Raw genomic sequence first — 24,930 nt, 5'->3', positions numbered from 1 at the left:
CGAGGCGTACCCACTGGTGGCTTTTCTATATTGTGGTGCGCGACGGCCTGCGGGTGTCAGTCGTCCGCAACCGCCGACCGACCGTGCGAACGCCTCGACGACGGCTGTCGGGCCGTGTCGTCCCGACCGAGCGTGTCGGCAGTCTCGGTCATCCGCTCGGCGATGGCGGACTGCTGAGCGCTCAGCCGTTGCGTGGAGGCCTGCAACCGCTCGACGGCATCTCCGAGACCAGTGGTGTTGGTGCTGAGTCGCTCCATCGAGTCGCCGAGCGCCGATAGCGCGTCGCCGACGTCGGTACCGTCGTCTGTGCCGGTTTCGGTCATACACAGTACTACACGGTCGTCGAACCTCGCTTGGATACCTAACGAGTTAGGAACCGACGGTCGACCGAGTCAGCGGCTCGTCGACTGTCCGTCGGACAGACGACTGACTGTCTCGTTTATCTCTTCGACCTGTCTGGTCTGCTCGCGCGTGTTGGCCGCGGCGTCCTGCATCTCGGTCGAGACCGCTTCCGCCCGGCGCACGACTTCGTCCAGCATGCTCGCTATCTCCTCGGTGCTCGCGGCCTGGTCGTCGGTGGCCTCCGAGACCTGTTCGATGCCGCTCGCCGTCTCCTCGATAGCGGCGACGATGTCGGTCAGCGCCTCGGTCGAGTTCTCGACCTGTTCGATACCACGCTTGACCTGTTCGTTCGTCTCTTCGAGGTTCTCGACGGTGTCCTGCGTGTCGGCCTTGATTCGCCCGACCATCGCCTCGATCTCGGACGCTCGCTCTTGGGACTCCTCGGCGAGGCCCTTGACCTCGTCGGCGACGACGGCGAACCCCTCGCCGGCCTCACCGGCGCGTGCGGCCTCGATGGAGGCGTTCAGCGCCAGCATGTTCGTCTCGTCGGCGATGTCGTCGATGACGGCGACGATTTCGTCTATCTCGTCGACCCGGTCACGGAGTGCGGACACGTCGTCGGCGACCCGGTCTGTGGATTCGCCGACGTCCTGCATGACCCGTTCCGTCTCCTCTGCGGTCTTCTGGACCTCCGTAGCGGCGTCGTCTGCGTTCCGCGCCGTCGAGGCGACCTCGTCGCTCGTCGAGGCTATCTCCTCTATGGTGGCCGAGAGCGATTCGACCTCCTGACTGACGGTCGCGAGCGTCTCGGACTGCTCCGTCGACAGTTCGGAGACCCGCTGGCTGCTGTCCGCGACCGACTCGACGGAGTCGTGGAGGCTGTCGGTCCGTCCGGCGACGTCGGTGACGATGTCGTCCAGTCGCTCGGCCATCTGGTTGAGCGAGTCGACGACGTCGAGCAGTTCGTCGTCGACGTAGTCGGTCTCGGTGACGGACGCGCGGGCCTGCAGGTTTCCGGCTTCGATGTCGGCCATCGTCCCCTGCAGTTCCGCGACCATCCCCCGGAGTTGGTCCTGCCGGCGTGCGTCCTCGGTCCGGTCCTGTATCATCTCGACGACGCCGGTGAGCGTGCCGTCCTCGTCGTACATCGGGGCCGCGCTGAACCGGATGTGGCGGTCCTCCCCGCGGGCGTCCTTCATCACGCTCTGGTCGGCGTAGAGCGTGTAGTCGACGTCTTCGACCCGCGGGACGCCGTACTCCTCGTCGGCGGATTCGGGTGCTTCGATGACCTTCTCCGCGAGGGTCATCGACCGGCGTCCGTCGTGGTAGAACGCCGGCCCGACGACGCCGTGTTCCTCGGCGAGTTCGACAGCCTCGGCCTGTGATTCACCGGTCAGCGCCGCAATAGAGCTGTTCCAGTGCGTGATGTCGCCGTCGCCGTCGAGGACGAAAATCGGGGTATCGACGTGGTCCAGAATGAGCCGGTAGTCCAGTGGGCCGCCGGCTGTCCCGCCACCGGTGACTCGTGTCTCGTCTGTGCCGACTTCCGCGTCCGATTGTTCGTGAGATGCCGACCGACCTGTTCCCATATATTTGAACAAACCCAGATGTACTCGTATAATACTTATCTTTAATTACCGACAAGACGCCGAGCAGGTCGTTCGATAGCGGACCGACTACGGCGAAAACAGCGCCGCCCGTGACGGGTCCACTCAGTCGACGTAGTCGATGTCGTCGCCGAGTTGCTGGGCGGCCTTCTCCTGTTCGGCCTCGCTCTGGCCGTAGATCTGCGGGGACTCGACGCCGGTGACGACGATCATCGTCTCCATCTTGCCCTCGAAGTCGTTGTTGATGGAGGCGCCCCAGATGATGCGGGCGTCGGGGTCGATGCGGTCGTATATCTCCTCGACGACGCCTTCGGCTTCCTCGATACTCATGTCGGGGCCGCCGACGACGTTGACGAGCGCAGAGTTCGCACCGTCGAACTCGACGTCCAGAAGCGGCGAGCGAAGCGCCGAGCGGATGGAGTCCTGGGCCTTGTTCTCGGAGTCGGACTCGCCGAGACCGATCATCGCGACGCCGCCGTTCTCCATGATGGTGCGAACGTCGGCGAAGTCGACGTTGACGAGGCCGGGCTTGGTGATGAGTTCGGTCATGCCCTTGACTGAGCGCATCAGGACGCGGTCACAGATCTTGAACGCGTCTTGCAGGGGCATCGACGGCGCGTAGTCGAGCAGTCGGTCGTTCGGGACGACGATGACTGTATCCGAGACCGCACGCAGGCGTTCGAGGCCCGCGTCGGCGTTGGCCCGCCGGCGCTCGCCTTCCGCAGTGAAGGGGATAGTGACGATAGAGATAGTGAGGGCACCGGCCTCCTGTGCGGCCTGTGCGATGACGGGGGCGGACCCGGTCCCGGTCCCGCCGCCGAGACCGGCGGTGACGAACACCATGTCAGAACCGTCGATAGACTGCTGGATGTCCTCGATGTCTTCCTGTGCGGCCTCCTCGCCGATCTTCGGGACTGAGCCGGCACCGCGACCACCGGTGCGCTTGCGGCCGATGAGAATCTTCGTGTCGGCTTTCACCTCGTCGGCGAGGTGCTGGGCGTCGGTGTTCGCGGCGACGAGTTTCGCCCCGTGGATTCCCTCTTCCATCATCCGGGTGACGGTGTTGCCGCCGGCACCGCCACACCCCACCACTGTGATCTTCGTTTCGAGGTCCTTGACGACGCTCGCGAGTTCGTCGTCGGTCATCGTTCCCGAAGTCGACATCTCTTCTCTGCTCGGCGTCGTCTCGGTCGCCGTCTCGCCGTCGGAGGCCACGTCCTGTTCCTCCTCGGCCTCGTCGATGGCGTCGTCGATAATCGAGTCCATATTTAAATCCCCGTTACAGACGAACACTCATTAGTTTTCCCCCTGCGTCTGACACTCGTCTGACGATTTGGTCGCCGCCTTCGGGCGTTTTGCGGGCCGTTTTCTACAACGTAAATCGGCGTATACGTTCACGTTGGAACCGTTCGGGGCCGATCTCTTCACCATCGACTTCCACCGGCTTGCCCGCAGAGAGTTTTCCGAACTTCGGCCCTTCCGGAACGCCCGCGGTGCGTGCGAGGTCGGGATCGAACCGTTCCTCCCGAGCGACTAGCTGCTCGCCGTCGCGTTCGACACTGTCGTAGCGCTGGCGGAGGACGTCGGCAAGCACCGTGACGACGTCGTCGTGCGAGCGGTCGGCGGGCAACACGACGGGGCCGGTGACGACGGTCCCGTTCTGTTCGGTGTCGAACGCGAGCGCGTGACCGTCGAGCCACGATCGGACCGCCGCCTCGTCGATTCCGGTGGCCTCCGAGAGCAGGTCTCCGGGGAGTTCGACCACGGTCCACTCGCCGTCGTACCCCGTCGCCGGGTCGCCAAAGCGGAGGCCGCCACCGACGGGTGTCACCGCCGCTTCGAGCGCCTCGACGAGGTCGAGTGGGACGCCGCTGGTCTCCCGGACGAACGTCTCGTCGACGACACGGTAACCCAGCGCCGTCAGCGTCTCGACGAGGGCCGGCCGGTCGTCTTCCAGCAGCGCGTAGTCGGCGACACTGGCGTCGAAAGCCCTGTCGAGAACTGCGGCACGCTCAGTCTCGTCGTCGGCCCACGCCTCGAGTGCGTCCAGCGACCAGTCCGCCGCGACGTGGCCGACCGACCAGTCCGTCTCGCGGATCACGCGCTCGAACCGGGGCGCGTAGTGGCCGCCGCCGAAGCCAACGAGGTGTCGACGGGTGCCGTTCTCCCTCGGAGCGTCTGCTGGGACGCCGCGGATGTCGAGGATAGCCTGTGCCACGGCGCGGGCGGCGTCTGGGTCTCGCCACTGCGGTTCGGCGCTCCCGACTTCGACGAACATCGACGGCACGCCCACCTCGGTCGGGCCGTGATGTGTACACTCCATGCCCACCTCGTACTCCTCGGGGGCGTGGTCGGTCAGCGCGTGGACGACGGCGCGGTGTGTGCTGGGACACGCGCGGGCGAAGTGGCCGCCCTCGCCGCCGAACTCCGCCGCGCCGAAGTTCCCCGCGTGGTGGGCGGTCAGCAACTCGTCCGTCTCGCCGGCGTGCCGGGAGGCGAACACGAGACAGTCCGGGTCGTCGAAGGCGTCTGCGACGCCGTCGAGTTCGAGGTGGAGCGCGTCGAACTCGCGGAGTTCGGCCCCGTCCGTCCGGTAGACGGTCCCGCCGCCCTCGCCGTCCGCCCGGTCCTCGTCGGTCGTCTCGGTCCACGGCGCGAGTTCGAGGAGGTGCTCGCCGATGTGCGTCGACGCTTCGTCGGCCCGGGAGACGACGATAGCGAGCATCAGTCGGCTTTGTCCATGTGGACCGGGTCGTTGCCCAGCGCGGTCCGGAAGGCGTCACCGGCCAGTCCGAGGAGGTGTTTCAACGACTGCCACCGCAGGGCGAACAGGACGACGCCGGCGACGATGTACAGCGCCGTGTATCCCAGCAGGAGGTCGTGGCTCGTTATCGGCAGGACCAGGTAGTCCTGGATGAGCGCGAACTCGACGAGCACCTGACTGATGAACAGGGCGAACAGCACGACGGCCTCGCGGATGGATATCTCGAAGTTACAGAGGAGTGCCAGCGCGAAGAACGACTGACCGGCGGTAATCCATATCTCCGCGGCCTGTCGAGCGTCGAACGGGAGGACGCCGTACCGGCCCAGCGCGATGGAGTAGATGACCGCGATGGTCCCGATGAGCAGCGTCCACTGGTTGAGTTTCGAGGAGATGAGCGCGTTGAACCCCGCCGTCGACCGGGCCTTGTTGACGAGGACGGCGACGACGATGAGTTCCGGCGACTCGCTCGCCAGCGGCGCGATCCACTGGATCATGAAAAAGGAGGGGACGCCTATCTGGAGGCCGATCTCCTCTAGCCCGTGGGCGAACGGCTCGACGGCGGTGAATATCATCGCCCCGGAGTAGCCAAAGAGCACGAGGACGACCAGCGGCCGCCACGGCAGCGACCACTTCTGGAAGTACTTCGGAACGCCGACGGTGTGGTCGTGTGCCTCGATGTCGGACTTGAGGACGAGGCCGATGTAGGCCACGTACAGTCCCACGAGGAACAGCGTGTCCAGCGCACCGATGCCGCCGCCCAGCGGCACGGCGAACGCCCACGCGGTGGCGACCAGCAGGAACGCGATCTCCGTCGCGATGTCCGTGTCGAGCTGGACCACGTCGGCCAGGAAGCCGTCTCGCTTCTCGACGGCAGGGTCCTGCGTCGACGTGGACCGGAGGATGGTGAACACGGCGATGCCCGCCCACCCGATACCGATGAGGATGCGGTTGGCGCCGGTCATGTTCGCGATCGCGAGGTTGGCGTCGTGACAGGCCCGCGCGAGGGGCGTCTCGCCGGCCTCGATGGCGGCCGCCGAGAGTCTGGCACACGCCTCCGTCGTCGCCCCGCCGGCCCCCGCGTTCCACGCGAACAGCGCGTCGACGGCGTACTCCGGCGCGACGGCCAGAACCGCGAGGACGGCGATGGCGAACGCACGGGGGACGTCCTTCTCTGCCGTCTCCGCACCCCACGCCAGCAGGAAGGAGGCACCGAGCACGGCCAGTCCACTCACAGCGACGGTCGCGACGGTGCCGAGGCCGACGCCGAGGAGGCCGGCACTGACCCATCCGGCGGTCAGTGACACCGCGAGGGCGACCTGTACCAGGGGGTGACGTAGACGACTCACTAAGTGAGGACAGCACAGGTCAGCGTGAAAAACTTGCGAAAGCCCGGACGACCACCGAACTCCCGGCGGGGCGGGAGCGTGGCGTTCATATCCGAGGCGCGCGCTGGCGGGTGTATGGACGTCTACGGTCTCATCGGCAATCCGGTCGGGCACTCGCTGTCGCCGCCGATGCACGAGGCGGGGTACGAGGCACTCGGACTGGACGCGAAGTACGTCACCTTCGAACCGCCGGCGGACGAGGGCGCCGCCGCCGTCGAGGCAGCCGACAAACTCGGCGTCGCCGGACTGAACGTCACGATTCCGTTCAAACGGGACGTACTCGACGCCGTCGACCCGGACCCGTTGGCAGCACGTATCGGCGCAGTCAACACCGTCGACTTCTCCGGCGAGACGCCGCGGGGGTACAACACGGACGCCGTCGGTGCGGTCCGGGCGCTCGACCACCACGGGGTCGAGCTATCGGGAACGGCCGTCGTCGTCGGTGCCGGCGGGGCCGGTCGCGCCGTCGCCTTCGGCCTCGCAGACGAGGGGATGTCGGTCCGCATCGCCAACCGCACGGCGTCGAAGGCCCACGCGCTGGCGGACGAGGTTCCGAACGCCACCGGCCACGGACTCGGTGACTTCGATGCGCTGCTCGCCGACGCCGACGTTCTCGTCAACTGCACCAGCGTCGGGATGGACGAGGACGAGACGCCGGTGCCGAAGTCGGCACTCACGCCCGACCTCGCGGTTCTCGATGCAGTGTACTCGCCCATCGAGACGCGTCTGTTGCGGGAGGCGGCCGCCGTCGGTGCGACGACTGTCGACGGCGCGTGGATGTTACTGTATCAAGGTGTCGAGGCGTTCGAACTGTGGACCGGCGAAGACGCCCCGGTCGACCCCATGAACGAGGCGTTACGAAGCGGCCTGTAACCGATAGCGTACCAGCAAGAGATTAGTGCCGGGGGGCAGTATGACCGGATATGGGTCTCCTTCAGAAACTGAAATCTGCACTCGGACTCGACGAGGCAGAATCTACGTCTGCGGCGGGGTCGTCTAGTGACGTAGACGTCACTGTCGAGCGCGAACCATCTACTGAGAGCGAAGACGCGGTCAAAGGGACCGAGACGGCGACGACCGAGCGCGAATCAGATGTCGGGGCGGCCGAATCCGACGAGACGGCAGCGGACGTCGACGCGACAGTTCCCGAAGCCGAACCGGACGCGACGGACGACGCCGATGAAGAGCCAGAACCCGCGGTGCCCGAAGGGAGCGACGACCCGGTCACCGAGATCAAGGGTATCGGCCCGGCGTACGCGAAACGCCTCTCGGGGCTCGACATCGAGACGGTCGGCGAACTCGCCGCGGCCGACGCCGCCGAGATCGCGGCCGAGACGGACCTCTCAGAGAGCCGAGTCGAGGGCTGGATCGAACGGGCCCGGGCGTACTGACTGCCCGAACCGCAAGCGAATTACTCTCGCACCTGTTCTCTCTGCGTAATGCCAACGGTCGAGACCGACCGGGACACCTTCGAGCGCCTCACAGCGGACGCGCCGGAGACGGCCCGGATACCCGTCGCGGTCCGGATCACCGTCGACGACCCGTTCGAGGCCTATCGCCGGGCGCGCGATTCGGTCGGCGGCGTCTATCTGTCGACCACCGGAGGGCAGTCGGGGTGGGGCTACTTCGCGACCGCACCGGCCGACTTCACCGAGGTGGCTCCCGACGAGGGCGACACACTCGGAACGCTCGCCGGACTGCTCGACGAGGAGACGCTGGTCCGGGGCGACTGCGACGTCCCCTACCCCTGTGGTGCCATCGGTTGGCTCTCCTACGACGTCGTCCGCGAACTGGAGACGCTGTCGGACAGCGCCGTCGCCGACCGGGCGCTCCCACAGCTGCAGCTGGCGACCTACGACCGCGTCGCGGCGTGGACGGAGCCCCGCGGGGACGGCCCGGTGACGCTCACCGTGACCGCCTGTCCCCGACTCGACGACCACGACAGTGCCGGACTGGCCTACGAGTTCGGCAAGCAACACGCACTGGACCTCGCCCGCGAGGCCGTCGAGGGCGACCCGTCCGTCGGGGACCCGCCCGTGGAGACGGACACCGCCCGGTTCGAGAGCGACTGCACCCGCGAAGCGTTCGCCGAGCGAGTCCGGACGGTCAAACAGTACATCCGTGACGGCGACACCTTTCAGGCGAACGTCTCCCAGCGACTGAGCGCCCCGGCGGCGGTCCACCCCGTCGAGGCGTTCGACGCACTCCGGGCGGTCAATCCGGCCCCCTACTCCGCCCTCGTGGAGTTCCCGGGCGTGGACCTCGTCAGTGCCAGTCCGGAACTACTGCTCCACCGCGACGGCGACCACCTCGTGACCGAACCTATCGCTGGAACCCGTCCCCGTGGCGATACTCCCGAGGCCGATGACCGACTCGAAGCCGACCTGCTGGACGACGAGAAGGAACGGGCCGAACACGCGATGCTGGTCGACTTAGAGCGAAACGACCTCGGGAAGGTGAGTCGCTTTGGCACTGTCGAGGTGACCGACTACCGCCGCGTCGACCGCTACTCCGAAGTGATGCATCTGGTCTCGGCGGTGACCGGCGAGATGCGCGAGCGAGCGACCCTCGAAGACGCCATCGCGGCGGTGTTCCCCGGCGGGACCATCACCGGCGCGCCCAAGCCCCGGACGATGGAGATAATCGACGAGGTCGAGCGGACTCGACGCGGGCCGTACACCGGCTCTATCGGCGTCTTCGGGTTCGACGGCCGGGCGACGCTGAACATCGTCATCCGCACGCTGGTGCGGTACGCCGAGGAGTACCACCTCCGGGTCGGGGCCGGCATCGTCCACGATTCGGACCCCGACAGCGAGTACGACGAGACGCTCGACAAGGGTCGGGCGCTCGTCACGGCCGTCGACGAAGCGCTCGGTCGGCGGGCGCACCTCTCCGTGGAGGGGTCGCGATGAGCGACCCCCTCGGGAGCGAGGGCCGGCGGCGTGGCCGGGGCACACCGCCGAGCGACGACCTCGCGCCGACCGTCCTCGTCGTCGACAACTACGACTCCTTTGCGTACAACCTCGTCCAGTACGTCGGCGAGGTGGTCTGCCGACTCGGCGGTGACGAGGACGACGTGGTCGTCCGGCGCAACGACGCCGTCACCGTCGAGGAGATACACGACCGCTCCCCGGACGGTATCGTCGTCTCACCCGGTCCGGGGACGCCCGACGAGGCCGGCGTCTCGATGCCGACGTTCGCCGAACTCCGCTATCCGACGCTCGGCGTCTGTCTGGGCCATCAGGCGCTATGTGCGGCCAACGGGTCGACCGTGGGCCACGCCGACGACGTCGTCCACGGCAAGTCTTCGCTCGTGACCCACGACGGCGAGGGGGTCTTCGAGGGCGTTCCCGACCCCGTGAAGGTGGGCCGGTACCACTCGCTGGCGGTGCGGCGAGACGACTTGCCCGACGTGCTAGAAGAGACGGCATACACCGAAGACGAGGCGAAAATCGTCATGGGCGTGCGGCACCGCGACCACCCCCACGTCGGCGTCCAGTTCCACCCCGAGAGCATCCTCACCGACCACGGGAAACAGATGGTCGAGAACTTCTGTCAACTATGTACTATCACGTAGACGGCGAGGTCGTTCCGGCCGAGGCGGCCACGGTATCGGTGCTCGACCGCGGGTTTATGTACGGCGACGCGGCGTTCGAGACGGTACGGGCCTACGGCGGCGACCCGTTCGCGTGGGACGCCCACCGTGACCGGCTCCAGCACACCGCCGAAACGCTCGGGTTTGCCGACGCCGTCCCCGGCGACCTGCGTGAGCGTGTCGACGAGACGCTGGACGCGAACGACCTCACCGAGGCGTACGTCAAAGTCTCGGTAACTCGTGGGGTCCAACCCGGCAAACTGACGCCGGATCCCGAGGTGGATCCCACGGTGATCGTCGTCGTCAACGAACTCCCCCGTGGCGGCCGCGACGGGGAGCGAGTGTGGGACGGCCCGGCCGACGTCCAGACGGTGCGGACCCGACGGGCCCCCAGCGAGGCGATTCCGGCGGACGTGAAGACGCACAACTACCTCAACGGCATCCTCGGCAGACTCGAACTCCGGCGGGCCGCCATCGACGGCGACGCCGCCGACGAGTGCTTGATGCGGACCGTCGACGGACACGTCGCGGAGGGGGCGACGAGCAACCTCTTTTTCGTGACGGAGAACGGTCTCCGGACGCCGAGTGAGGATCTGGACCTCCTTCCGGGGGTGACCCGCGACGTCGTGATGGAACTGGCTCGCGAGGAGGAGTTCCCGGTGGAGACGGGCCACTACTCGCTCGATGCCGTCCGGAACGCGGACGAGGCGTTTCTCACGAACTCGACGTGGGAGATCCGCCCGATCGCGGCCGTCGACGGCATGGAGGTCGGGTCGGGTCCGATGACGAAACTGCTCCAGCGGCTCTACGACGAACGCGTCGAGACCGAACACTACTGAAAACGAAACCGTGGCCGGCGGCCCGCTCCGCCGGCCGGCGAGAGCGTATCGGCGCGTTACGGCGCGTAGCAGACCCACCCCTGTGGCGGAATCGAAATCTGGACCCAGCCGTCACTGTTGGTGGTGACGTCGCCGGAACTGCCGGTGTAGTCCTGTAGCGACTGGCTAGTCCAGGTGGTGTACACCCACTTGCTCTGCCACGAACCGGTGCGGTTGAGGCCGACGAGCAGGTTGTTGTTCCGCTCGTAGATGTAGAGGTTCTGGTCGACGTGGCGCGTGTAGGTCGCACCGCCGGCGAGGTTGTTCTTTATCCACAGCAGGTTCTGGATGTCGCCGTCGTCGACGGCGATGCGGTTGCTGTAGACCCGCGGATACCCCTCGTAGGTGAGGATGTACGCGTAGGCCAGTTTCTCGTACTGGGGCGGACTGCTGTCGTGGTTGGAGACGAAGGTCAGCGACTGGAACGGCGACTGGTTCACCAGTCCGGCGCCGTCGAGGGCGCGCATATCACCGTTTTGGTGGAACACGTCCTCCTTCATCGTGTAGTACAGCGGGTAGTCCGTGACAGACATCCCGGTGTCGGCGTACCCCTGGCAGTAGTCCACGCCGCCTTGTAGGACTTCGCCGACCTTGTAGAGGCCCAGGTCGTCTGCCCACTGGTTGGCGTAGTCGCTGAAGAACCACTCGGGGACGTGTTTCGCGGCGTCCCACCGAATGCCGTCGACGCCGAGGGCCGCGTACTTCTCGACGTAGTCCTTTAGTTGACCGCGGACGTACGACGACTCCTGTTTGAGGTCTTTCAACCCGACGAGCCAGCCGTTCTCGACGGACTCTGGGTCGCTGTAGTCTATCGACGACTCGGGGTGGAAGTCCTGCTCGCTGAAGTACGGCAGGTCCGCAAAGGAGATGCCCGGCGCACCGCGGAAGTCGTCGTTGGCGGCCATGTGGTTGATGATCGCGTCGGCGATGACGTCGAGTCCCTGTGCGTGGGCCTCGGCCACCATATCCTCGTACTCGGCTTCGGTGCCGAACACGCTGTTGAAGTTCTTGAAGTCGACCGGTTGATATCCCAGCGGCGGGTCGGTGACCCCCTGCTGGTGACTCCGGTCCAGACGGCTGTACTGTGCCGGCGGGACCTGAATCGCGTCGTAGCCCTGGTCTGCGATGGTCGAGAGGTTGCTCTTGACCTGGTTCCAGTCGGTGTGGTAGTACTGATACACCGCACTGGAACCGACCGCCTCGGCACCGCCAGTCGTTAGTGAAGCACCCGTCGCTGCCGCGCCGAGTGCGCCCATTCCTCTGAGTACGTCACGGCGGGAGACGTTCACGTCTCCCCTTGTGAAGTGTCGTGTCATCTGCGTGGTTTCCCTTGGCCGAATGTGGTTCGGACTGCCAAACCACAACTTATGATGAAATCCTACATAACATTAAAGATAAGGATGTCATCTAATAGTAATATATTTGCAGACAAACGTAATAAACTCACAACTAAAATGACTGTTGAATCGTGTTAGATGGCCTGTGAGGAACGTTTTCGACGCACCATCCGAGTCACCGATGGTCGACTGTTGACAACCCAAGAGAAATCTGGCTGCTGTCGGGTTCGCTCCCCGCCCTCTCAGACAACGTCTTCTCGCTCGACGCCGTCGACGTCCAGAATCAGATCGGTGCCGTTGGCCCCAGCGGGCGTCTGGAACCCGGTCGGCGCGTCGCCGTCGAGGACACGGTCGTCCGCCGCGTTCGCGACGAGCGACCCGGTGTAGCCGTAGGACCCGTAGATGACGAACTCGCCCATGCCCGCGGTGTTCGGCGGAGGCGCGGATAAAGGGTAGCGGCGTAGTCGGGTTTCCGACCGGGGAATTGAAACCGACGACTCACCTACCCTGACCCAGCATGGACGAGGACAGTCGAATCGCGGCAGTCAGCGACGTCCCCGAGGACGGCAGTTTCCTCTTTACCGTCCGGGACGGGTTCGACACCGAAGAGGCGATTCTGGTGCGACTCGCCGACGGCGTCGTCGCCTTCGAGAACTACTGCCCTCACTGGACGGACGTTCGTCTGGACAAGGGCAGCGGTGCAACGATGCGGGACGCGGAGCTGGTCTGTGAGAAACACGGCGCGACGTTCGAATCGGACACCGGGACCTGCACGTTCGGGCCGTGTGAGGGGGCCGTCCTCGAAGAGATAGCCGTCGCCGTCGACGACGGCGCGGTGTACCTGACCGACGACCGATACGAGTTCGAACAGCAGGGACCGTCGGGGGACCACGACCGGTCTTCGCGCGGGCGCATCGGCTTTTCGGGCCAGTAAGCCGGCCCTTCGCCACCCGGCGGCGATCCGCCTATCCGATCCGATAGGCGGGTTCGGCGACGCTCTCGGACTTACACTCCGGGCACCGACTCGGTCGGTTCGTCAGGTCGTCGAAGTCCGTGAAGCCACAGCGCTCGCACTCCGGCGGCGCGACGAGCAGTTGCTCGTCTGTCGCGTCGAGTGACTTCGCGATGTGTTCGACGTGCGTGAGCGCGGTGCTGGTCTGTATCTCGAACGTGTTCGCGATCGTCCCTGCGGCCATCGCCTCGTCGCGTAATCGGTCGGCGATGCGCTGGCGCGTCGTGCGACTTGCCTCGCGCATGGAATACCTTGGCAGGCGTCGACAATAGGTCTTGTTCCCCGACCCCGTCCCCGCCGATATTTATTAGCTTCCCAACACAATATGCGGGCATGGCCGAGACGACGCCGGTGGAGATGGACGCCGACGAGCGAGACGCGCTCCTCGGCTTCGGCGGAACCGGTGTCCTCGCCTTCGGTGAGTCCGGCGACGCCCCACCACACGCGATTCCGGTCTCTTACGGCTACGACCCCGGCGAGACGACGTTCTACTTCCGCCTCGCGAGCGGCGACGACAGCGCGAAGGGACGACTGGAGGAGCGGGCCGTCACGTTCGTCACCTACGACGGTGGCGACGGCGAGTTCAAAAGCGTGGTCGCCACTGGCCGACTGGAACCGGTCCGCATCGAGGACGTGGCCGACCGGTCGCTGGCGGGCCTCCAGAACGTCGACATTCCGGCCGTCGACGTCTTCGACCAACCGCTGTCGGAGGTGTCGTTCGAACTCCGCCGCCTCGTACCGGAGGAACTGACGACCCGACGGACGCGTGGGGCGTGACCACACCGACGCCACCGACACGAAGTTTACAATCCGTGCGAGAGTGTGTTCGAGTATGACGCGCCCCCTGATGGACGCCGTCCGACGACGGCAGTTCCGAACCGCGCTGTTCGTGGCCGCGGCCGTCGTCGTGGTTCTCACCGCGGCGGGATGGCTCGGGTACGGCAACTTCGCGACCACGCTCCCCGGCCTCGCCCTGCTCGTGGTCGCGGGGTATCTGGGCTTCCGAGCTAGCCGCTCGCTGTCGTAGCACCGACTGCGTCGCGTTCGCACTCCGACCCGCGAGACCGACCGAGAGCGGCGTGATTCCGGCGCTGAAAAGGGAGGTCAGCCGAAGTTCTCGACCTTCGCGTCGTCGGTGTCGACGCCGGCGGCCTCCAGTGCGGCCGTCGCGTCGTCGAGGAAGTCTGCGAACCCGTAGATGAACACCTGTCCGCCGTCGGCGACGGCGTCGGCGACGGCGTCGGTCAGGTCCGCATCGCCGTCCAGTACGTGGACGACGGCACCGGCCGCTTCGAGCGCCTCCAACCGGTCCTCGTGGATGGGCGTTGCGTCCTGATAGACGATGGCCGCCGCGTTGCCCTCGTCCAGCGCGCGCTCTGCGATGCCGACGGCGGGACCGATACCGGGGCCACCCGCCAGTAGCACCGCTCGCTCCTCGCCCTCGTAGTAGTCGGAGCCGAACGGGCCGGCGATGCGGACCGAATCTCCGGCTTCGAGGTCCGCGAGCAACGGCGCGACGGCCCCCTCGGGGTCGATACCGACGGTAATCTCGAACTCGTCCTCGACGTCGGGCGATGAGATGGTGTAGAAGCGCGACTCGTCCTCGCCGTCGACGGAGAGCGTCAGTTTGACGAACTGGCCCGGTTGTGCGTCGAAGGCCGACGGCGTCTCGATGTCGATGGCGACGGCGTCTGGGCCCACCGACCTGACTGCAGTGACGGGGAGTGAACGTTCGTCCATATCACCGACGAAGTCGGGGCCCGATAAGGGGATTTCGGTTGATTCTGCCGGATGTATCGAACATTATTTCAAAACCGAGTAGGCACGCGCGCGGGCACACACAGAAGCCTTTTCACCCCCGGTTTGCTACCCATGCGGTAGTATGCCAGACGACCTCAACTGGGCCATCGGCGGGGAGGCCGGCGATGGAATCGACTCGACCGGGAAGATATTCGCACAGGCGCTCTCCCGGGCCGGTCGACACGTCTTCACGTCGAAGGACTTCGCCTCACGGATTCGCGGCGGGTACACCGCGTACAAGGTTCGGACCTCGGTGGACCGCGTCGAGAGCGTCGTCGACCGCCTCGACATCCTCATCGCGCTGACCGAGCGCACCATCCACGAGAACGAGGACGAACTGCACGACGACTCCGTCATCATCTACGACGGCGAGCGAACGACGATGCAGGACGTCGAGGTGCCCGGCGACGCCACGGCGCTGGAAGTCCCGCTCAAGCGCCTCGCGGAGGACGCGGGTGGGGCCATCATGCTCAACGTCGTCGCGCTGGGCGCGGCCTGTGAAGTGACGAACTTCCCCATCGAGAACCTAGACGAGAGCCTCCAGAAGCGCTTCGGCGATAAGGGCGAGGCCATCGTCGAGAACAACAAGAAAGCCGCCCGGATGGGCCAAGAGTACGTCCAAGAGGAGTTCGACCACGAGTTCGGCTACGACCTCGAAACGACCGACGAGGACTACGTCCTGCTGAACGGGGACGAGGCCATCGGCATGGGCGCCATCGCCGCTGGCTGTCGGTTCTACGCCGGCTACCCCATCACACCGGCCACAGACGTGATGGAGTACCTCACCGGCCGTATCGACCAGTTCGGCGGCAAGGTCGTCCAGGCCGAAGACGAACTCTCGGCTATCAACATGACGCTGGGTGCGGCCCGCGCCGGGGCACGAGCCATGACCGCTACCTCCGGGCCGGGCATCGACCTGATGACCGAGACGTTCGGTCTCGTCGCGACCAGCGAGACGCCGATGGTCATCTGTGACGTGATGCGCTCGGGTCCCTCGACGGGGATGCCGACCAAACAGGAACAGGGCGACCTCAACATGACGCTGTACGGCGGCCACGGCGAGATTCCACGGTTCGTCATCGCACCGACGAGCATCTCCGAGTGCTTCTGGAAGACCGTCGAGGCGTTCAACCTCGCCGAGAAGTACCAGACCCCCGTCTTCCTCGTCTCGGACCTCGCGATGGCGGTCACCGAGCAGACGTTCCCGCCGGAGGCCTTCGACATGGACGAGGTCGAAGTCGAACGCGGCAAGGTCGTCGACGAGGACGACATCGACGCGTGGCTGGACGAGAAAGGGCGGTTTCAGGCGCACTTCCCGGCCGCCGACGGCGTCTCGCCGCGAGCGTTCCCCGGCACCACCGACGGCGCACACATGACGACCGGCCTCGAACACGACGAACTGGGCCGGCGGACCGAGGACACCGAGGTTCGCGTCGAACAGGTCGACAAGCGCGAACGAAAGGTCCAGACCGCTCGCGAGGAGGAGGACTTCGACTACCGCGAGTACGGGGACCCAGACGCCGACACGCTGGTCATCTCGTGGGGGTCCAACGAGGGCGCGATGCGCGAGGGACTGGAGTTCTTAGCGGAAGACGGCTACGACATCCGTTTCATCTCGGTGCCGTACATCTTCCCGCGCCCGGACCTCACAGCGGAGGTCGAAGCGGCCGACGACGTCATCGTCGTCGAATGTAACGCCACAGGCCAGTTCGCGGACGTCGTCGAACACGACGTCTTAGAGCGCGTCGACCGCATCAACAAGTACACCGGCGTCCGATTCAAGGCGGACGAACTGGCAGACGAGATCAAACAGACGCTCGCTGGTGACGCGGGCACGACAACGGAGGTCGAAGCAGAATGAGCTCAGACGTTCGATTCACAGACTTCAAGTCCGACAAGCAACCGACGTGGTGTCCCGGCTGTGGGGACTTCGGGACGATGAACGGCATGATGAAGGCGCTGGCCGAGACGGGCAACGACCCGGACAACACGTTCGTGGTCGCCGGCATCGGCTGTTCCGGGAAAATCGGGACGTACATGCACAGCTACGCGCTGCACGGCGTCCACGGTCGCGCCCTGCCGGTGGGCATCGGCGTGAAGATGGCCAATCCCGACCTCGAAGTGATGGTCGCCGGCGGCGACGGCGACGGCTACTCCATCGGTGCCGGCCACTTCATTCACGCGGTGCGCCGGAACGTCGACATGAGCTACGTCGTGATGGACAACCGCATCTACGGGCTGACGAAAGGGCAGGCCTCGCCGACCTCGCGCGAGGACTTCGAGACGGGTACCACCCCCGACGGGCCCCAACAGCCTCCGGTCAATCCGAAGGCACTGGCGTTGGCCTCGGGCGCGACGTTCATCGCCCAGTCCTTTAGCTCGAACTCCCAGCGTCACGCCGAGATCGTCCAGCAGGCCATCGAACACGACGGCTTCGGCTTCGTCAACGTCTATAGCCCCTGCGTGACGTTCAACGACGTCGACACCTACGACTACTTCCGCGATACGATCGTCGACCTAGACGAGACGGACCACGACTCGAACAATCGCGACCAGGCCAAGGACAAGATTCTGGAGAGCGACAAGGAGTACATGGGCGTGCTCTACCAGGACGAGGACTCGGTGCCCTTCGAGAAGCGTGAGGGCGTCGAGGGCTCGATGGCCGAGATTCCCGACGGCGCCCCCGAGGGCGCGATGGACCTGGTGCGAGAGTTCTACTAGTCGGGGGTGTCCACCCCGTCGCGGTCCGGCCGGTCGGGGCCGGCACGACTCTCGAACAACCGGCCCGGGCGACGCGCCCCGGTGTCGCCCCCGGCCAGCAGTCTGGCAGTCGACAGCACCACCGCAGTTGCGACTCCGACCGCCAGCGTCGGCAGCGGGTGACTGACCGCGACGAGCGCGGCCGCGAGCACCACCGTGAGGCCGACGCTCCCGCGGAGGGTCGGGCGGGCGTGCAGCGACTGTCGGTCGCCGGCGTCGAATGGACGGCGCATACGTGACAGTGGGCGCCCGCCCAGAAAAGTATAATCTGACGGATATTTCTGTAAACTCGCTTGCCGAAGCTACTTTCTGTAACTCCCGCGGAGGTTTCACCGCGCTGTGACTGCGATTTACCGCCCCGTAGTTCGCAATCGGTGACACGTCCGACGACAGCGAGCCGCTGGCGCCGACGAGGCGTTCGCCGTCCTCGGGAACGAGACGCGCCTGGAGAGTCTGCCGACGCTCGGCTCACCTTCGACCACGGGGGCGAGACGCTGACCCTGCGGGTGGACGAGGAACTTTGGATCGTCGAGGCCCGGCTCGGGTCCCGGGAGGACGGGTGACACACCCAACAGCGTTGGGACCGAAGCCATACCCGGACGTGCCCTACGTCCGGTATGCACGTCTTCTGGCACCAGCGTGACCTCCGCATCCCGGACAACCGGGGGCTGGCGGTCGCCGCCGGCGACGACACCGTCCTCCCGGTCTACGTCGTCGACTCGGACGTTCTGAGTGCGGTCGGGACCCGCCAGCGGACCTTCTGGATGGCCGGCCTCCGGGCGCTGAAACGCGCGTATCGCCGGCGCGGCAGCGACCTCCTGGTCCGGACAGGCCCGGCCGCCGACGTCCTCGTCGACGTCGTAGACGAGTTCGGCGCCGACCGCGTCTACTACAACGAACACTACCGACCGGCGCGTCGTAACCGCCAGCGCCGGGTGGACGACGCGCTCCCGACGGCGTCGGTGACCGACCTCGTCCTCGTGGACCCTGCCGATCTCGACGCCCGCTACGAGAACCACAGCCGCTTCTACGACGACTGGCAGGCCCACGACAAACGCCAGCCGGTCGAGGTGGCCGACGACGCCCTCGCCGACGTGGATGACGAGAAGCCGGTCCCCAGCCCCGAGGCCGACATCGACCTCCCCGACGCGGGCTACGAGGCCGCACGCGAACGCTGGGACCGGTTCCTCGCCGACGGCATCGACACCTACGCCGACACCCGCGACGACATGCGAGCGGCCGTCGAGCGCCCGGTCGGGGCCGTCTCGCGGATGTCGCCGTACCTCGCCGCCGGGATGATAGGCATCCGCGAACTGTGGCGCGACGCCAGCGAGCGCCACGCGGCGGCCACCGGCGACGCCCGGCGCAACGTCCAGAAGTACCGCTACGAACTCTCGTGGCGCGAGCAGAGCTACCACCTGCTGTACTACACTCCGACGCTGCTGACGGAGAACTACAAGCAGTTCCCCAACGCCATCGAGTGGGAGAACGACCCCGACCACGTCGCGGCGTGGAAACGCGGCGAGACGGGCTACCCGCTGGTCGACGCCGGGATGCGCCAGCTCGAACGCGAGGGGTACGTCCACAACCGCCCCCGACAGAACGTCGCCTCCTTCCTCACGAAACACCTGCTGGTCGACTGGCGGGTGGGTGCCCGCCACTTCGCCGACCGGCTTCTCGACCACGACCCGGCCTCGAACGCCGCCGGGTGGCAGTGGACCGCCTCCACCGGCACGGACTCCGTCGACGTGCGCATCTTCGACCCCGTCGCCCAGATGCACAAGTACGACGACGGCGCCGACTACGTCACCGAGTACGTCCCGGAACTACGCGGGGTCCCGGCCTCGAAACTCGTCGACTGGCCGACCCTGTCCGACGCCGAACGCGAGACGCTGGCGCCCGACTACCCACACCCCATCGTGGACCGAAACGCCGCCTACGAGCGCGCCCAGCGGGTGTTCGAGCGGGCGCTCGGTAAGCGGTAGTCCGGTCGGGCGTCAGTGATGCCCGGGCAACACGCTCGGATCTCCCGAGCGGTAGATGTACTCGACGGCGATGCCGGTCAGCGGCGAGTCGGCGTCGGTGGCGTAGGCTTTCGCGAGGTCCAGATACTGCTCGGTGACGTCGACGACGCGGTTGTACGCCGCCCGGTCGTCCGGCGCGAGGACGTACTCGGCGGTCACCGGCGTCAACTGCCCCTCGGCGCGGTCGTCGGCGTAGTCGTCCACGTCGTCGAGCCACACCTGCGCGCCGATGATCGCCAGCACGATGGCCTTCGCGAAGTCGTCGTCGACGTCGATGCCGGCCAGCCGGTAGAGGTCCAGCATGCCGTCGTAGATGACGCCGACGCGGGCGTACTGGGTCTTGCTGTAGGGGAGGTCCTTCTCGGCGTCGGTGAGCGTCGCCGGTTCCTCCTCGTAGTCGGCGAACTTGTACTCCTCGCGGATGGCCTCGCGTGCGTCCTCGTCGCCGTCTTCGGCCGCTTCCAGCAGTGCCCGGAAGTGCTCGTCCCGGTCCTGATGGGCCTCGGAGTAGTCGACGGCCCACTGGTAGGCGTCGGCGACGATGGACGGCATCTCGTCTAAGAGCCCGTCGAGGTGGGACTGGAGTGCCGCCTGTGCCGTCTCGGCGACCCGTCGGGGGTCGACGTCCGCGTCCGTCTCGAAGTCCTCGAACTCGTCGTCGTTGATGGCATCACGCATGTCGCCGTCGACGAGCGCCTCGATAGAGAGCCGGGTCATCTGCTCGGCCCGGACGACCATCTCGCGGGGCGAGAGGTCCGGCGTGTCGCCGCTCAGCGCCGCGCTCTCGACGGGCGGAACGCCGGTCGCTATCTCCTCGGTGACGGGGTCGCCGTCGGCTTCCCGTCTTGCCTCGCGGTAGACGTAGCCAAGCGTCAACTGTGCGGGCAGGATGAGTTTGGTGTCGTACGTAAAGGACACCGGCTGACCGAACTCCGCTTCGAGCGCGGTCTCGACGCGGTCGTAGACGTCGGCCATCATCCGCTCGGTTCGGTCGTCGATTTCGGACTTGAGTGCGAGGCTAGCGTAGTCGAACACGCCCGAGTCGGCGTAGTACCCCAGCACCGACCGGACGGCGGTCGGTAACCTCGGCCTATCGGCGAGTACGCCAGCACCTGTCTTGAGAACCATGTATCGTCTCCCGCGTCTGGCAACTGGTGTGGTTGGTGGCTCCTTTACCCTTTCGAGAGGCAGCGCTTGCTTCGGGTCGGCAGTGGATAAAGCAAGACTGATTACGCACACGAGTAACCCACAATCATGCGCGACCGCTTTGACGTGGTGATAGCCGGGGCCGGGCCCGCTGGCGGGCAGTGTGCCCGCGACCTGGCCGAGCGGAACTACGACGTGCTGGTACTCGAGACCGAGCAGGAATCGGAGTTCCCGCGTCAGAGCAACAAGTCCACCGCCGGAACCTTCCCCTCCGCGATGACCTCTTTTGCCATCCCGGACGAGGTGGTCATGCAGTACACGGACGAGGTGGTCCTCGAGTCCCCGAACGACCACTACGTCCGCACCCAGACCGGGGCCGTCCTGGAGTTCGCCGACTTCAAACGCTTCCTCGTGCGCGACAGCCGCGAGAAGGGGGCGACGTATCGCTTCGACTCGCGGGTGTCGGCCCCCATCATGGAGGACGGCGAAGTCGTCGGCGTCCGCTACGACGGCGACGAGGAGGTCTACGCCGACATCGTCATCGACGCGACTGGACCGGCGGCGCCGCTTGCGAAGAAACTCGGCGTCTGTGACCTCAAGCGCGACCATCAGGCCATCGGCATCGAGTACGAGTTCGAGAACGTGGACCTGAACCACGACGGCTACGCCGACCTGCGGGACGCGATGATGCTCCGACTGGACCACGACCTCGCGCCCGGCGGCTACTCGTGGATCTTTCACACCGGCGAGGACACCGCCAAGGTCGGCCTCTGTTACATCCAGAACGCGTCTCACCACGAGTACGCCAAAGACGGGATGGGTATCGACGACTATCTCGACTACTGGCTCGATACGGACCCGCGATTCGAGGACGCCGAGAAGATCGAGGGCACGCAGGCCCACCGCGGGTCCGCCCACATCCAGCCGCCGAAGTCGCTCAGCACGGACAACTTCATGGCTATCGGTGACACCGTCCCGACTATCGACCCGCTGTGGGGCGAAGGCATCCACAAGGGCATGAAGTCCGCCCGGGCCGCCGCTGCGACCGTCGACGCGGCGCTGACACCCGAGACGCCGGACACCTCCGCCGAGTCGCTGTCGGTCTACGACCAACTGTGGCACAGTCAGGTCGCCCCGAAGCACTCCTCGCGCCTGATGATGACCGAACTGCTGTATCTCGCGCCGAACGAGCGATACGACCAGTTGATGGCCGACCTCCGGCGGACCGACGACGATACGCTCACGCAGATAAACAACGGCGACCGTCGGGCCATCGCGAAGCTCACGCACCTCTCTGACGTCCCGCTGTTGGCCAGATACGCCCGCCGGCGCCTGACGAACTGATGGCAGGCGAACCCGGTGCGGCAACTTTTTCTCCGGCCGGTCGAACCCTCTGACAATGAGCGACAGCGCGCTCGGTGTCGTCGGAGACGAGGCCGTCGCCGACCGCCTCCGCGACGTCGGCGTCTCCGTCGTGACGGGGTCGCCGGCGGACCCGCCGAGTACCGACCGGGTCGTCGCCGTCGGCCAGACGGCCGTGAGTGGGGTCGGGACGAGCGGCCACGACCCGCTGTTGCTCCCCGTCGCCGCCGGGCGCGGCGTCAGATCGGTGACGCGGGACGCCGTTCTCGCGGCCGTCCGATCCATGGACGACGCCCACGTAGAGCGACATCCCGTCGTGTCGGTCACGACCGCCGGCGACACGGTCGGGAAGGCGGTGTGGGACGTGACTGCCGTCACCGCAGACGCCGCCCGGATCTCCGAGTACGCAGTAGCGACGTCGACGGATTCAGTTGGCCAGTTCCGCGCTGACGGCGTCACTATCGCGACGCCCGCCGGGTCGCCGGAGTACGCCCGCCGGGTCGGCGGTCCGGTGCTGGGGCCGGAGGGAGCGGTCGGCGTCACTGCGCCAATCGCGCCATTCGCGACGAACCCCGACCACTGGGTACTCCCGCTGGACGACCTCACCGTCTCTGTCGAACGCGACGAGGCGACCGTTGCGCTGTACGTCGACGGTGTCGACGAGGGCACCGTCGCCTGCGGACAGACGATCTCCATCTCGCGGACCGGGACGATGCGGGTCGCCGTCGTCACCGAGAGCCGGTCCCGCTTCGCCTGATTCCTGCTGAGATTGGAAAGACACTAATGGCCCTCGGACAGAGGATTGCGTATGCAGCCATCCGTCACCCTCTTCGGGCCACTGGACACCATCATGGGGACCACCGGTCCCGGTGGCGTGCTCCTCGTCGAGTACGTCCTCCTCGCGCTGGTGGTCGCCAACTTCGGGACGCGTATGCTGGCACACAGACGCTACACCGCTCAGTACGACGACGGTGGGGCCGAGGCCATCAGTCGGCATCCGGTCCACGTCGTGAGCAACGTTCTGTTGGTCGTCACGTCGTTCTACTACCTGACTCTCGCTCACCACGGCGGGATGGTCCTGTCGGTGCTCGTCCTCGGCATGGTCATTACCGACTTCTTCGAGTTCGAGTCCCGCAAGGTCGAAGCGCGCCGTGACCTCACCCTCGAACGACCGAAGGGCGCACTGGTCGCCGCGATGGTGGTCTTCCTCTATGCCGGTTACCAGAGCCTCTTCTGGGTCATCAAGGGCCCCTGGTCCGCCATCGTCTGACGGGCCGACGGCGTTCTCCGCGCTCTCCTCGCTCGCCAGCGGTCGCTCTACGTATCGTCAGACGGCACCGACGCTGCCGGACGACCCGCCACAGCAGCCGACTGTAGCCGCCGCTACTCGACGTGTCGACAACGGGGAGAAGTATCGCCTCAGGCCGACCGCTCGCTGAAGTAGTTGCGGGCCTCCTCGAACAGCGGGATGAGGACCCAGAAGGTGAGACAGCCGAGGACGGCGAACCAGAAGAACACGTCCATCATGGCGATGGCCATGTTGTCGAACACCGTCCGCGTCTCCGCCGGGGGCAGTTCGCCGATGAGTTGTGCGCCCTCAAAACTCGGTGTTCGGTACCAGCCCGCGATGGTCATCCAGCCGAGTCCGCCGACCATCAGCGCGGCGAACCCTTTGATGAACTCGTCAGCCATTATCGGACAGTTCGTCAGCGTCGTCTTTAGACTTTCCCATCTCTTCGGTGCGAAAGCGCGTCGAGAAGGCATAGACCACGGTGCCCAAGAGGATGAGGCCGATGCCGGCGATAGCCACCGGGACGTCTATCTCCGAGGCCGGTGCCGACGCTCGGTTGGTCGCGACGTCGACCAGGATGAACCCACCGACGACGCTGAAAACCGCGATGAGCGTCGAGAACACCGTGACGGTCTTGTAGACGCGAAGCGGGACCACGACCTCTCGGGACCGCCCGGCGTCCTCCGTGGCCTCGGCCTCTGTCGTCGGCACGCCCGACTGGTCCTCGGTCATCACGATAGCTAGGGACGCGAGGTACTTTACTGCGGCGAGACGGGGCAAGTCGGTCGGCGATGGAGACGGCGACCGCTCTCGAAGCGCAGTCACGTCGGGACGAAGGCGGGAGAAAACGGCGACGAGTTACTTCGGCGGTCGGAGCCGGTAGTACCGGCGATTGAGGTCGAACATGTAGCCCTCGCGCATCGTCTTCAGCACCGCGTAGGTGATGGTGGCGCTGACGATGGGGACGAGGAACGTCAGGTCGAACAGCAGGTGCGAGTCCATCGGGATGAGGTTCTTGATGGACAGCGCGGCGATGGTCAGACTGAAGATGACGCCGGACATTCCGACGGCGGCCCAAAAGGGCTGCTCGACCGGTCGTCGCGCCGACCCCTTGTTGATGAAGGGCACGATGGCGACGAAGCCGACGACGACCACGTTGGCCAGTACGCCGTACGTTCGGTCGGCCATCAGCTTCTGTCCGCCCAGTATCGAGAGGTCGGGGTTCAGCGGCCCGAGTTTGAGCAGGCCAAAGGACCAGTAGAGGTACCAGTCCGGCAGGATGATGGCCGGCGTCACGGCGGAGTTCGCCGGGTTCGGCATCTCTGGCGGGAGCGTCGCCGCGAGAAACAGGATCATCCCGACGAAGAAGCTCGTTAGAGCGAGGTTCCGAATCATCTCGTGGGGCCACGCCGGGAACGCGAGGACGTCGCGTTCGACGTAGTCGGACTGCTGGCGCAGGTCCTGATCCTCACGACGGGACCGCTCGAAGTACTCGTAGGTAAGTCGCGAGAGGCCCTGTGACCGCTGTTTGCGCTCGGACCACGTCGGCGTCTCGTCGTCAGGCGCGACGATACCGCCGCCCGAGCCGTCTGTGCGAACCTCGTCGTCTGTGTCGTTGGTGCTCATT

28 protein-coding genes are annotated in these 24,930 nt (G+C 66.2%); 14 read left to right on the top strand and 14 right to left on the bottom strand.

Translation table 11 applies throughout. The annotated features are described in order from the left end of the window. Nucleotides 1-56 precede the first annotated feature (56 nt). From NDI85_RS05215 to NDI85_RS05195, 5 genes are all read right to left on the bottom strand, one after another. On the bottom strand, nucleotides 57-323 hold the full coding sequence (locus tag NDI85_RS05215) for a hypothetical protein (RefSeq protein ID WP_188994010.1): 267 nt from the start codon (nucleotides 321-323) through the stop codon (nucleotides 57-59). A 69-nt stretch (nucleotides 324-392) separates the two neighbouring features. Continuing rightward, nucleotides 393-1,931: a methyl-accepting chemotaxis protein gene (locus NDI85_RS05210; protein WP_310915158.1), complete on the bottom strand. Its 1,539-nt coding sequence runs from the start codon at nucleotides 1,929-1,931 to the stop codon at nucleotides 393-395. 123 nt (nucleotides 1,932-2,054) lie between these two features. Beyond that, nucleotides 2,055-3,215 carry a cell division protein FtsZ gene (gene ftsZ / locus NDI85_RS05205; protein ID WP_188994015.1) on the bottom strand — a complete coding sequence of 387 codons (1,161 nt, stop codon included), beginning with the start codon at nucleotides 3,213-3,215 and terminating at the stop codon, nucleotides 2,055-2,057. Nucleotides 3,216-3,318: 103 nt separating this feature from the next. Then, nucleotides 3,319-4,674, bottom strand: coding sequence for a D-aminoacyl-tRNA deacylase (locus NDI85_RS05200; RefSeq protein WP_310915156.1), 1,356 nt, complete (start codon nucleotides 4,672-4,674; stop codon nucleotides 3,319-3,321). Continuing rightward, nucleotides 4,674-6,059: a sodium:calcium antiporter gene (locus tag NDI85_RS05195; protein WP_188994020.1), complete on the bottom strand. Its 1,386-nt coding sequence runs from the start codon at nucleotides 6,057-6,059 to the stop codon at nucleotides 4,674-4,676. Before NDI85_RS05195 ends, NDI85_RS05200 begins: the two co-directional genes overlap by 1 nt. 114 nt (nucleotides 6,060-6,173) lie before the next feature. Between NDI85_RS05195 and NDI85_RS05190 the strand changes: the two genes are divergently transcribed. Genes NDI85_RS05190 through NDI85_RS05170 form a run of 5 tightly spaced genes read left to right on the top strand, consistent with a single transcriptional unit; the run spans nucleotide 6,174 to nucleotide 10,532 of the window. Then, a complete protein-coding gene (locus NDI85_RS05190) occupies nucleotides 6,174-6,971 on the top strand; it encodes a shikimate dehydrogenase (protein ID WP_310915154.1) in 798 nt (265 codons plus the stop codon). A gap of 50 nt (nucleotides 6,972-7,021) precedes the next feature. Beyond that, nucleotides 7,022-7,489: a helix-hairpin-helix domain-containing protein gene (locus tag NDI85_RS05185; RefSeq protein ID WP_188994022.1), complete on the top strand. Its 468-nt coding sequence runs from the start codon at nucleotides 7,022-7,024 to the stop codon at nucleotides 7,487-7,489. A 48-nt stretch (nucleotides 7,490-7,537) separates the two neighbouring features. Continuing rightward, nucleotides 7,538-9,010 (top strand): aminodeoxychorismate synthase, component I, encoded by a 1,473-nt coding sequence (pabB, locus tag NDI85_RS05180; RefSeq protein ID WP_310915153.1) that lies wholly within the window; start codon nucleotides 7,538-7,540, stop codon nucleotides 9,008-9,010. Next, complete coding sequence (locus NDI85_RS05175; protein WP_188994027.1) at nucleotides 9,007-9,675, top strand: aminodeoxychorismate/anthranilate synthase component II; 669 nt, start codon at nucleotides 9,007-9,009, stop codon at nucleotides 9,673-9,675. Before pabB ends, NDI85_RS05175 begins: the two co-directional genes overlap by 4 nt. Beyond that, the gene (locus NDI85_RS05170) at nucleotides 9,660-10,532 is read left to right on the top strand and encodes an aminotransferase class IV (RefSeq protein ID WP_310915152.1); all 873 of its coding nucleotides are present in this window, start codon (nucleotides 9,660-9,662) and stop codon (nucleotides 10,530-10,532) included. Before NDI85_RS05175 ends, NDI85_RS05170 begins: the two co-directional genes overlap by 16 nt. A 56-nt stretch (nucleotides 10,533-10,588) precedes the next feature. On the opposite strand, the gene NDI85_RS05165 is transcribed toward NDI85_RS05170, so the two are convergent. Both NDI85_RS05165 and NDI85_RS05160 read right to left on the bottom strand, forming a co-directional pair. Further along, nucleotides 10,589-11,887, bottom strand: coding sequence for an alpha-amylase domain-containing protein (locus tag NDI85_RS05165; protein WP_310915151.1), 1,299 nt, complete (start codon nucleotides 11,885-11,887; stop codon nucleotides 10,589-10,591). A gap of 263 nt (nucleotides 11,888-12,150) precedes the next feature. Next, nucleotides 12,151-12,327, bottom strand: coding sequence for a hypothetical protein (locus NDI85_RS05160; protein ID WP_188995717.1), 177 nt, complete (start codon nucleotides 12,325-12,327; stop codon nucleotides 12,151-12,153). A gap of 98 nt (nucleotides 12,328-12,425) precedes the next feature. On the opposite strand from NDI85_RS05160, the gene NDI85_RS05155 reads away from it, so the two are divergent. Beyond that, entirely contained in the window at nucleotides 12,426-12,842 is a 417-nt protein-coding gene (locus tag NDI85_RS05155; RefSeq protein ID WP_188994031.1) for a Rieske 2Fe-2S domain-containing protein, read from the top strand. Between the two features lie 31 nt (nucleotides 12,843-12,873). Here NDI85_RS05155 and NDI85_RS05150 read toward each other — a convergent pair whose 3' ends face one another. After that, a complete protein-coding gene (locus NDI85_RS05150; RefSeq protein ID WP_166969058.1) occupies nucleotides 12,874-13,164 on the bottom strand; it encodes a transcriptional regulator in 291 nt (96 codons plus the stop codon). 89 nt (nucleotides 13,165-13,253) lie between these two features. On the opposite strand from NDI85_RS05150, the gene NDI85_RS05145 reads away from it, so the two are divergent. After that, complete coding sequence (locus NDI85_RS05145) at nucleotides 13,254-13,697, top strand: pyridoxamine 5'-phosphate oxidase family protein (protein ID WP_310915149.1); 444 nt, start codon at nucleotides 13,254-13,256, stop codon at nucleotides 13,695-13,697. Nucleotides 13,698-13,752: 55 nt separating this feature from the next. Beyond that, on the top strand, nucleotides 13,753-13,947 hold the full coding sequence (locus NDI85_RS05140; RefSeq protein ID WP_188994033.1) for a hypothetical protein: 195 nt from the start codon (nucleotides 13,753-13,755) through the stop codon (nucleotides 13,945-13,947). A 77-nt stretch (nucleotides 13,948-14,024) separates the two neighbouring features. On the opposite strand, the gene NDI85_RS05135 is transcribed toward NDI85_RS05140, so the two are convergent. Beyond that, nucleotides 14,025-14,660, bottom strand: coding sequence for an FAD-dependent oxidoreductase (locus tag NDI85_RS05135; protein WP_310915148.1), 636 nt, complete (start codon nucleotides 14,658-14,660; stop codon nucleotides 14,025-14,027). A gap of 142 nt (nucleotides 14,661-14,802) precedes the next feature. On the opposite strand from NDI85_RS05135, the gene NDI85_RS05130 reads away from it, so the two are divergent. Both NDI85_RS05130 and NDI85_RS05125 read left to right on the top strand, forming a co-directional pair. Continuing rightward, entirely contained in the window at nucleotides 14,803-16,581 is a 1,779-nt protein-coding gene (locus tag NDI85_RS05130) for a 2-oxoacid:acceptor oxidoreductase subunit alpha (RefSeq protein ID WP_188994037.1), read from the top strand. Next, nucleotides 16,578-17,441 carry a 2-oxoacid:ferredoxin oxidoreductase subunit beta gene (locus tag NDI85_RS05125; protein ID WP_188994039.1) on the top strand — a complete coding sequence of 288 codons (864 nt, stop codon included), beginning with the start codon at nucleotides 16,578-16,580 and terminating at the stop codon, nucleotides 17,439-17,441. Before NDI85_RS05130 ends, NDI85_RS05125 begins: the two co-directional genes overlap by 4 nt. On the opposite strand, the gene NDI85_RS05120 is transcribed toward NDI85_RS05125, so the two are convergent. Next, entirely contained in the window at nucleotides 17,438-17,713 is a 276-nt protein-coding gene (locus tag NDI85_RS05120) for a hypothetical protein (protein ID WP_310915145.1), read from the bottom strand. The two genes, NDI85_RS05125 and NDI85_RS05120, sit on opposite strands and share 4 nt — an antisense overlap. A 384-nt stretch (nucleotides 17,714-18,097) precedes the next feature. Between NDI85_RS05120 and NDI85_RS05115 the strand changes: the two genes are divergently transcribed. Continuing rightward, the gene (locus NDI85_RS05115) at nucleotides 18,098-19,465 is read left to right on the top strand and encodes a deoxyribodipyrimidine photo-lyase (RefSeq protein WP_310915143.1); all 1,368 of its coding nucleotides are present in this window, start codon (nucleotides 18,098-18,100) and stop codon (nucleotides 19,463-19,465) included. A gap of 12 nt (nucleotides 19,466-19,477) precedes the next feature. Here the strand turns inward: NDI85_RS05115 and NDI85_RS05110 are convergent, their stop codons facing one another. Next, nucleotides 19,478-20,632 carry a hypothetical protein gene (locus NDI85_RS05110; protein WP_188994045.1) on the bottom strand — a complete coding sequence of 385 codons (1,155 nt, stop codon included), beginning with the start codon at nucleotides 20,630-20,632 and terminating at the stop codon, nucleotides 19,478-19,480. Nucleotides 20,633-20,758: 126 nt separating this feature from the next. Between NDI85_RS05110 and NDI85_RS05105 the strand changes: the two genes are divergently transcribed. From NDI85_RS05105 to NDI85_RS05095, 3 genes are read left to right on the top strand one after another with little or no spacing between them, the layout of a single operon-like run. Continuing rightward, on the top strand, nucleotides 20,759-21,994 hold the full coding sequence (locus NDI85_RS05105; protein ID WP_188994047.1) for a digeranylgeranylglycerophospholipid reductase: 1,236 nt from the start codon (nucleotides 20,759-20,761) through the stop codon (nucleotides 21,992-21,994). 55 nt (nucleotides 21,995-22,049) lie between these two features. Continuing rightward, nucleotides 22,050-22,769: an ATP-NAD kinase gene (locus NDI85_RS05100; RefSeq protein ID WP_310915142.1), complete on the top strand. Its 720-nt coding sequence runs from the start codon at nucleotides 22,050-22,052 to the stop codon at nucleotides 22,767-22,769. A gap of 51 nt (nucleotides 22,770-22,820) precedes the next feature. Further along, entirely contained in the window at nucleotides 22,821-23,282 is a 462-nt protein-coding gene (locus NDI85_RS05095) for a hypothetical protein (protein WP_188994052.1), read from the top strand. A gap of 149 nt (nucleotides 23,283-23,431) precedes the next feature. Here the strand turns inward: NDI85_RS05095 and NDI85_RS05090 are convergent, their stop codons facing one another. The 3 genes from NDI85_RS05090 to NDI85_RS05080 all read right to left on the bottom strand — a co-directional run bounded on the left by NDI85_RS05090 (nucleotide 23,432) and on the right by NDI85_RS05080 (nucleotide 24,929). After that, a complete protein-coding gene (locus tag NDI85_RS05090; protein WP_188994054.1) occupies nucleotides 23,432-23,704 on the bottom strand; it encodes a hypothetical protein in 273 nt (90 codons plus the stop codon). Next, nucleotides 23,697-24,035 (bottom strand): hypothetical protein, encoded by a 339-nt coding sequence (locus NDI85_RS05085; RefSeq protein ID WP_229783065.1) that lies wholly within the window; start codon nucleotides 24,033-24,035, stop codon nucleotides 23,697-23,699. The genes NDI85_RS05090 and NDI85_RS05085 overlap by 8 nt, the downstream gene beginning before the upstream one ends. A gap of 126 nt (nucleotides 24,036-24,161) precedes the next feature. Further along, nucleotides 24,162-24,929: a cytochrome bc complex cytochrome b subunit gene (locus NDI85_RS05080; RefSeq protein WP_188994056.1), complete on the bottom strand. Its 768-nt coding sequence runs from the start codon at nucleotides 24,927-24,929 to the stop codon at nucleotides 24,162-24,164. Nucleotide 24,930 lies beyond the last annotated feature (1 nt).

It is taken from the genome of Haloarcula sp. S1AR25-4, assembly GCF_031624555.1.
Taxonomy (GTDB): domain Archaea; phylum Halobacteriota; class Halobacteria; order Halobacteriales; family Haloarculaceae; genus Haloarcula; species Haloarcula pellucida.
Note: the sequence above shows the minus strand (reverse complement) of the source record. Positions and strands in the feature narration are given on the sequence as shown.

What these genes read in the sequence shown, in the direction of transcription:
- NDI85_RS05215 (WP_188994010.1), bottom strand. Translation starts at nt 323, where the DNA reads ATGACCGAAACCGGCACAGACGACGGTACCGACGTCGGCGACGCGCTA.
- NDI85_RS05210 (WP_310915158.1), bottom strand. Translation starts at nt 1,931, where the DNA reads ATGGGAACAGGTCGGTCGGCATCTCACGAACAATCGGACGCGGAAGTC.
- ftsZ (WP_188994015.1), bottom strand. Translation starts at nt 3,215, where the DNA reads ATGGACTCGATTATCGACGACGCCATCGACGAGGCCGAGGAGGAACAG.
- NDI85_RS05200 (WP_310915156.1), bottom strand. Translation starts at nt 4,674, where the DNA reads ATGCTCGCTATCGTCGTCTCCCGGGCCGACGAAGCGTCGACGCACATC.
- NDI85_RS05190 (WP_310915154.1), top strand. Translation starts at nt 6,174, where the DNA reads ATGGACGTCTACGGTCTCATCGGCAATCCGGTCGGGCACTCGCTGTCG.
- NDI85_RS05185 (WP_188994022.1), top strand. Translation starts at nt 7,022, where the DNA reads ATGGGTCTCCTTCAGAAACTGAAATCTGCACTCGGACTCGACGAGGCA.
- pabB (WP_310915153.1), top strand. Translation starts at nt 7,538, where the DNA reads ATGCCAACGGTCGAGACCGACCGGGACACCTTCGAGCGCCTCACAGCG.
- NDI85_RS05175 (WP_188994027.1), top strand. Translation starts at nt 9,007, where the DNA reads ATGAGCGACCCCCTCGGGAGCGAGGGCCGGCGGCGTGGCCGGGGCACA.
- NDI85_RS05170 (WP_310915152.1), top strand. Translation starts at nt 9,660, where the DNA reads ATGTACTATCACGTAGACGGCGAGGTCGTTCCGGCCGAGGCGGCCACG.
- NDI85_RS05165 (WP_310915151.1), bottom strand. Translation starts at nt 11,887, where the DNA reads ATGACACGACACTTCACAAGGGGAGACGTGAACGTCTCCCGCCGTGAC.
- NDI85_RS05160 (WP_188995717.1), bottom strand. Translation starts at nt 12,327, where the DNA reads ATGGGCGAGTTCGTCATCTACGGGTCCTACGGCTACACCGGGTCGCTC.
- NDI85_RS05155 (WP_188994031.1), top strand. Translation starts at nt 12,426, where the DNA reads ATGGACGAGGACAGTCGAATCGCGGCAGTCAGCGACGTCCCCGAGGAC.
- NDI85_RS05150 (WP_166969058.1), bottom strand. Translation starts at nt 13,164, where the DNA reads ATGCGCGAGGCAAGTCGCACGACGCGCCAGCGCATCGCCGACCGATTA.
- NDI85_RS05145 (WP_310915149.1), top strand. Translation starts at nt 13,254, where the DNA reads ATGGCCGAGACGACGCCGGTGGAGATGGACGCCGACGAGCGAGACGCG.
- NDI85_RS05140 (WP_188994033.1), top strand. Translation starts at nt 13,753, where the DNA reads ATGACGCGCCCCCTGATGGACGCCGTCCGACGACGGCAGTTCCGAACC.
- NDI85_RS05135 (WP_310915148.1), bottom strand. Translation starts at nt 14,660, where the DNA reads ATGGACGAACGTTCACTCCCCGTCACTGCAGTCAGGTCGGTGGGCCCA.
- NDI85_RS05130 (WP_188994037.1), top strand. Translation starts at nt 14,803, where the DNA reads ATGCCAGACGACCTCAACTGGGCCATCGGCGGGGAGGCCGGCGATGGA.
- NDI85_RS05125 (WP_188994039.1), top strand. Translation starts at nt 16,578, where the DNA reads ATGAGCTCAGACGTTCGATTCACAGACTTCAAGTCCGACAAGCAACCG.
- NDI85_RS05120 (WP_310915145.1), bottom strand. Translation starts at nt 17,713, where the DNA reads ATGCGCCGTCCATTCGACGCCGGCGACCGACAGTCGCTGCACGCCCGC.
- NDI85_RS05115 (WP_310915143.1), top strand. Translation starts at nt 18,098, where the DNA reads ATGCACGTCTTCTGGCACCAGCGTGACCTCCGCATCCCGGACAACCGG.
- NDI85_RS05110 (WP_188994045.1), bottom strand. Translation starts at nt 20,632, where the DNA reads ATGGTTCTCAAGACAGGTGCTGGCGTACTCGCCGATAGGCCGAGGTTA.
- NDI85_RS05105 (WP_188994047.1), top strand. Translation starts at nt 20,759, where the DNA reads ATGCGCGACCGCTTTGACGTGGTGATAGCCGGGGCCGGGCCCGCTGGC.
- NDI85_RS05100 (WP_310915142.1), top strand. Translation starts at nt 22,050, where the DNA reads ATGAGCGACAGCGCGCTCGGTGTCGTCGGAGACGAGGCCGTCGCCGAC.
- NDI85_RS05095 (WP_188994052.1), top strand. Translation starts at nt 22,821, where the DNA reads ATGCAGCCATCCGTCACCCTCTTCGGGCCACTGGACACCATCATGGGG.
- NDI85_RS05090 (WP_188994054.1), bottom strand. Translation starts at nt 23,704, where the DNA reads ATGGCTGACGAGTTCATCAAAGGGTTCGCCGCGCTGATGGTCGGCGGA.
- NDI85_RS05085 (WP_229783065.1), bottom strand. Translation starts at nt 24,035, where the DNA reads ATGACCGAGGACCAGTCGGGCGTGCCGACGACAGAGGCCGAGGCCACG.
- NDI85_RS05080 (WP_188994056.1), bottom strand. Translation starts at nt 24,929, where the DNA reads ATGAGCACCAACGACACAGACGACGAGGTTCGCACAGACGGCTCGGGC.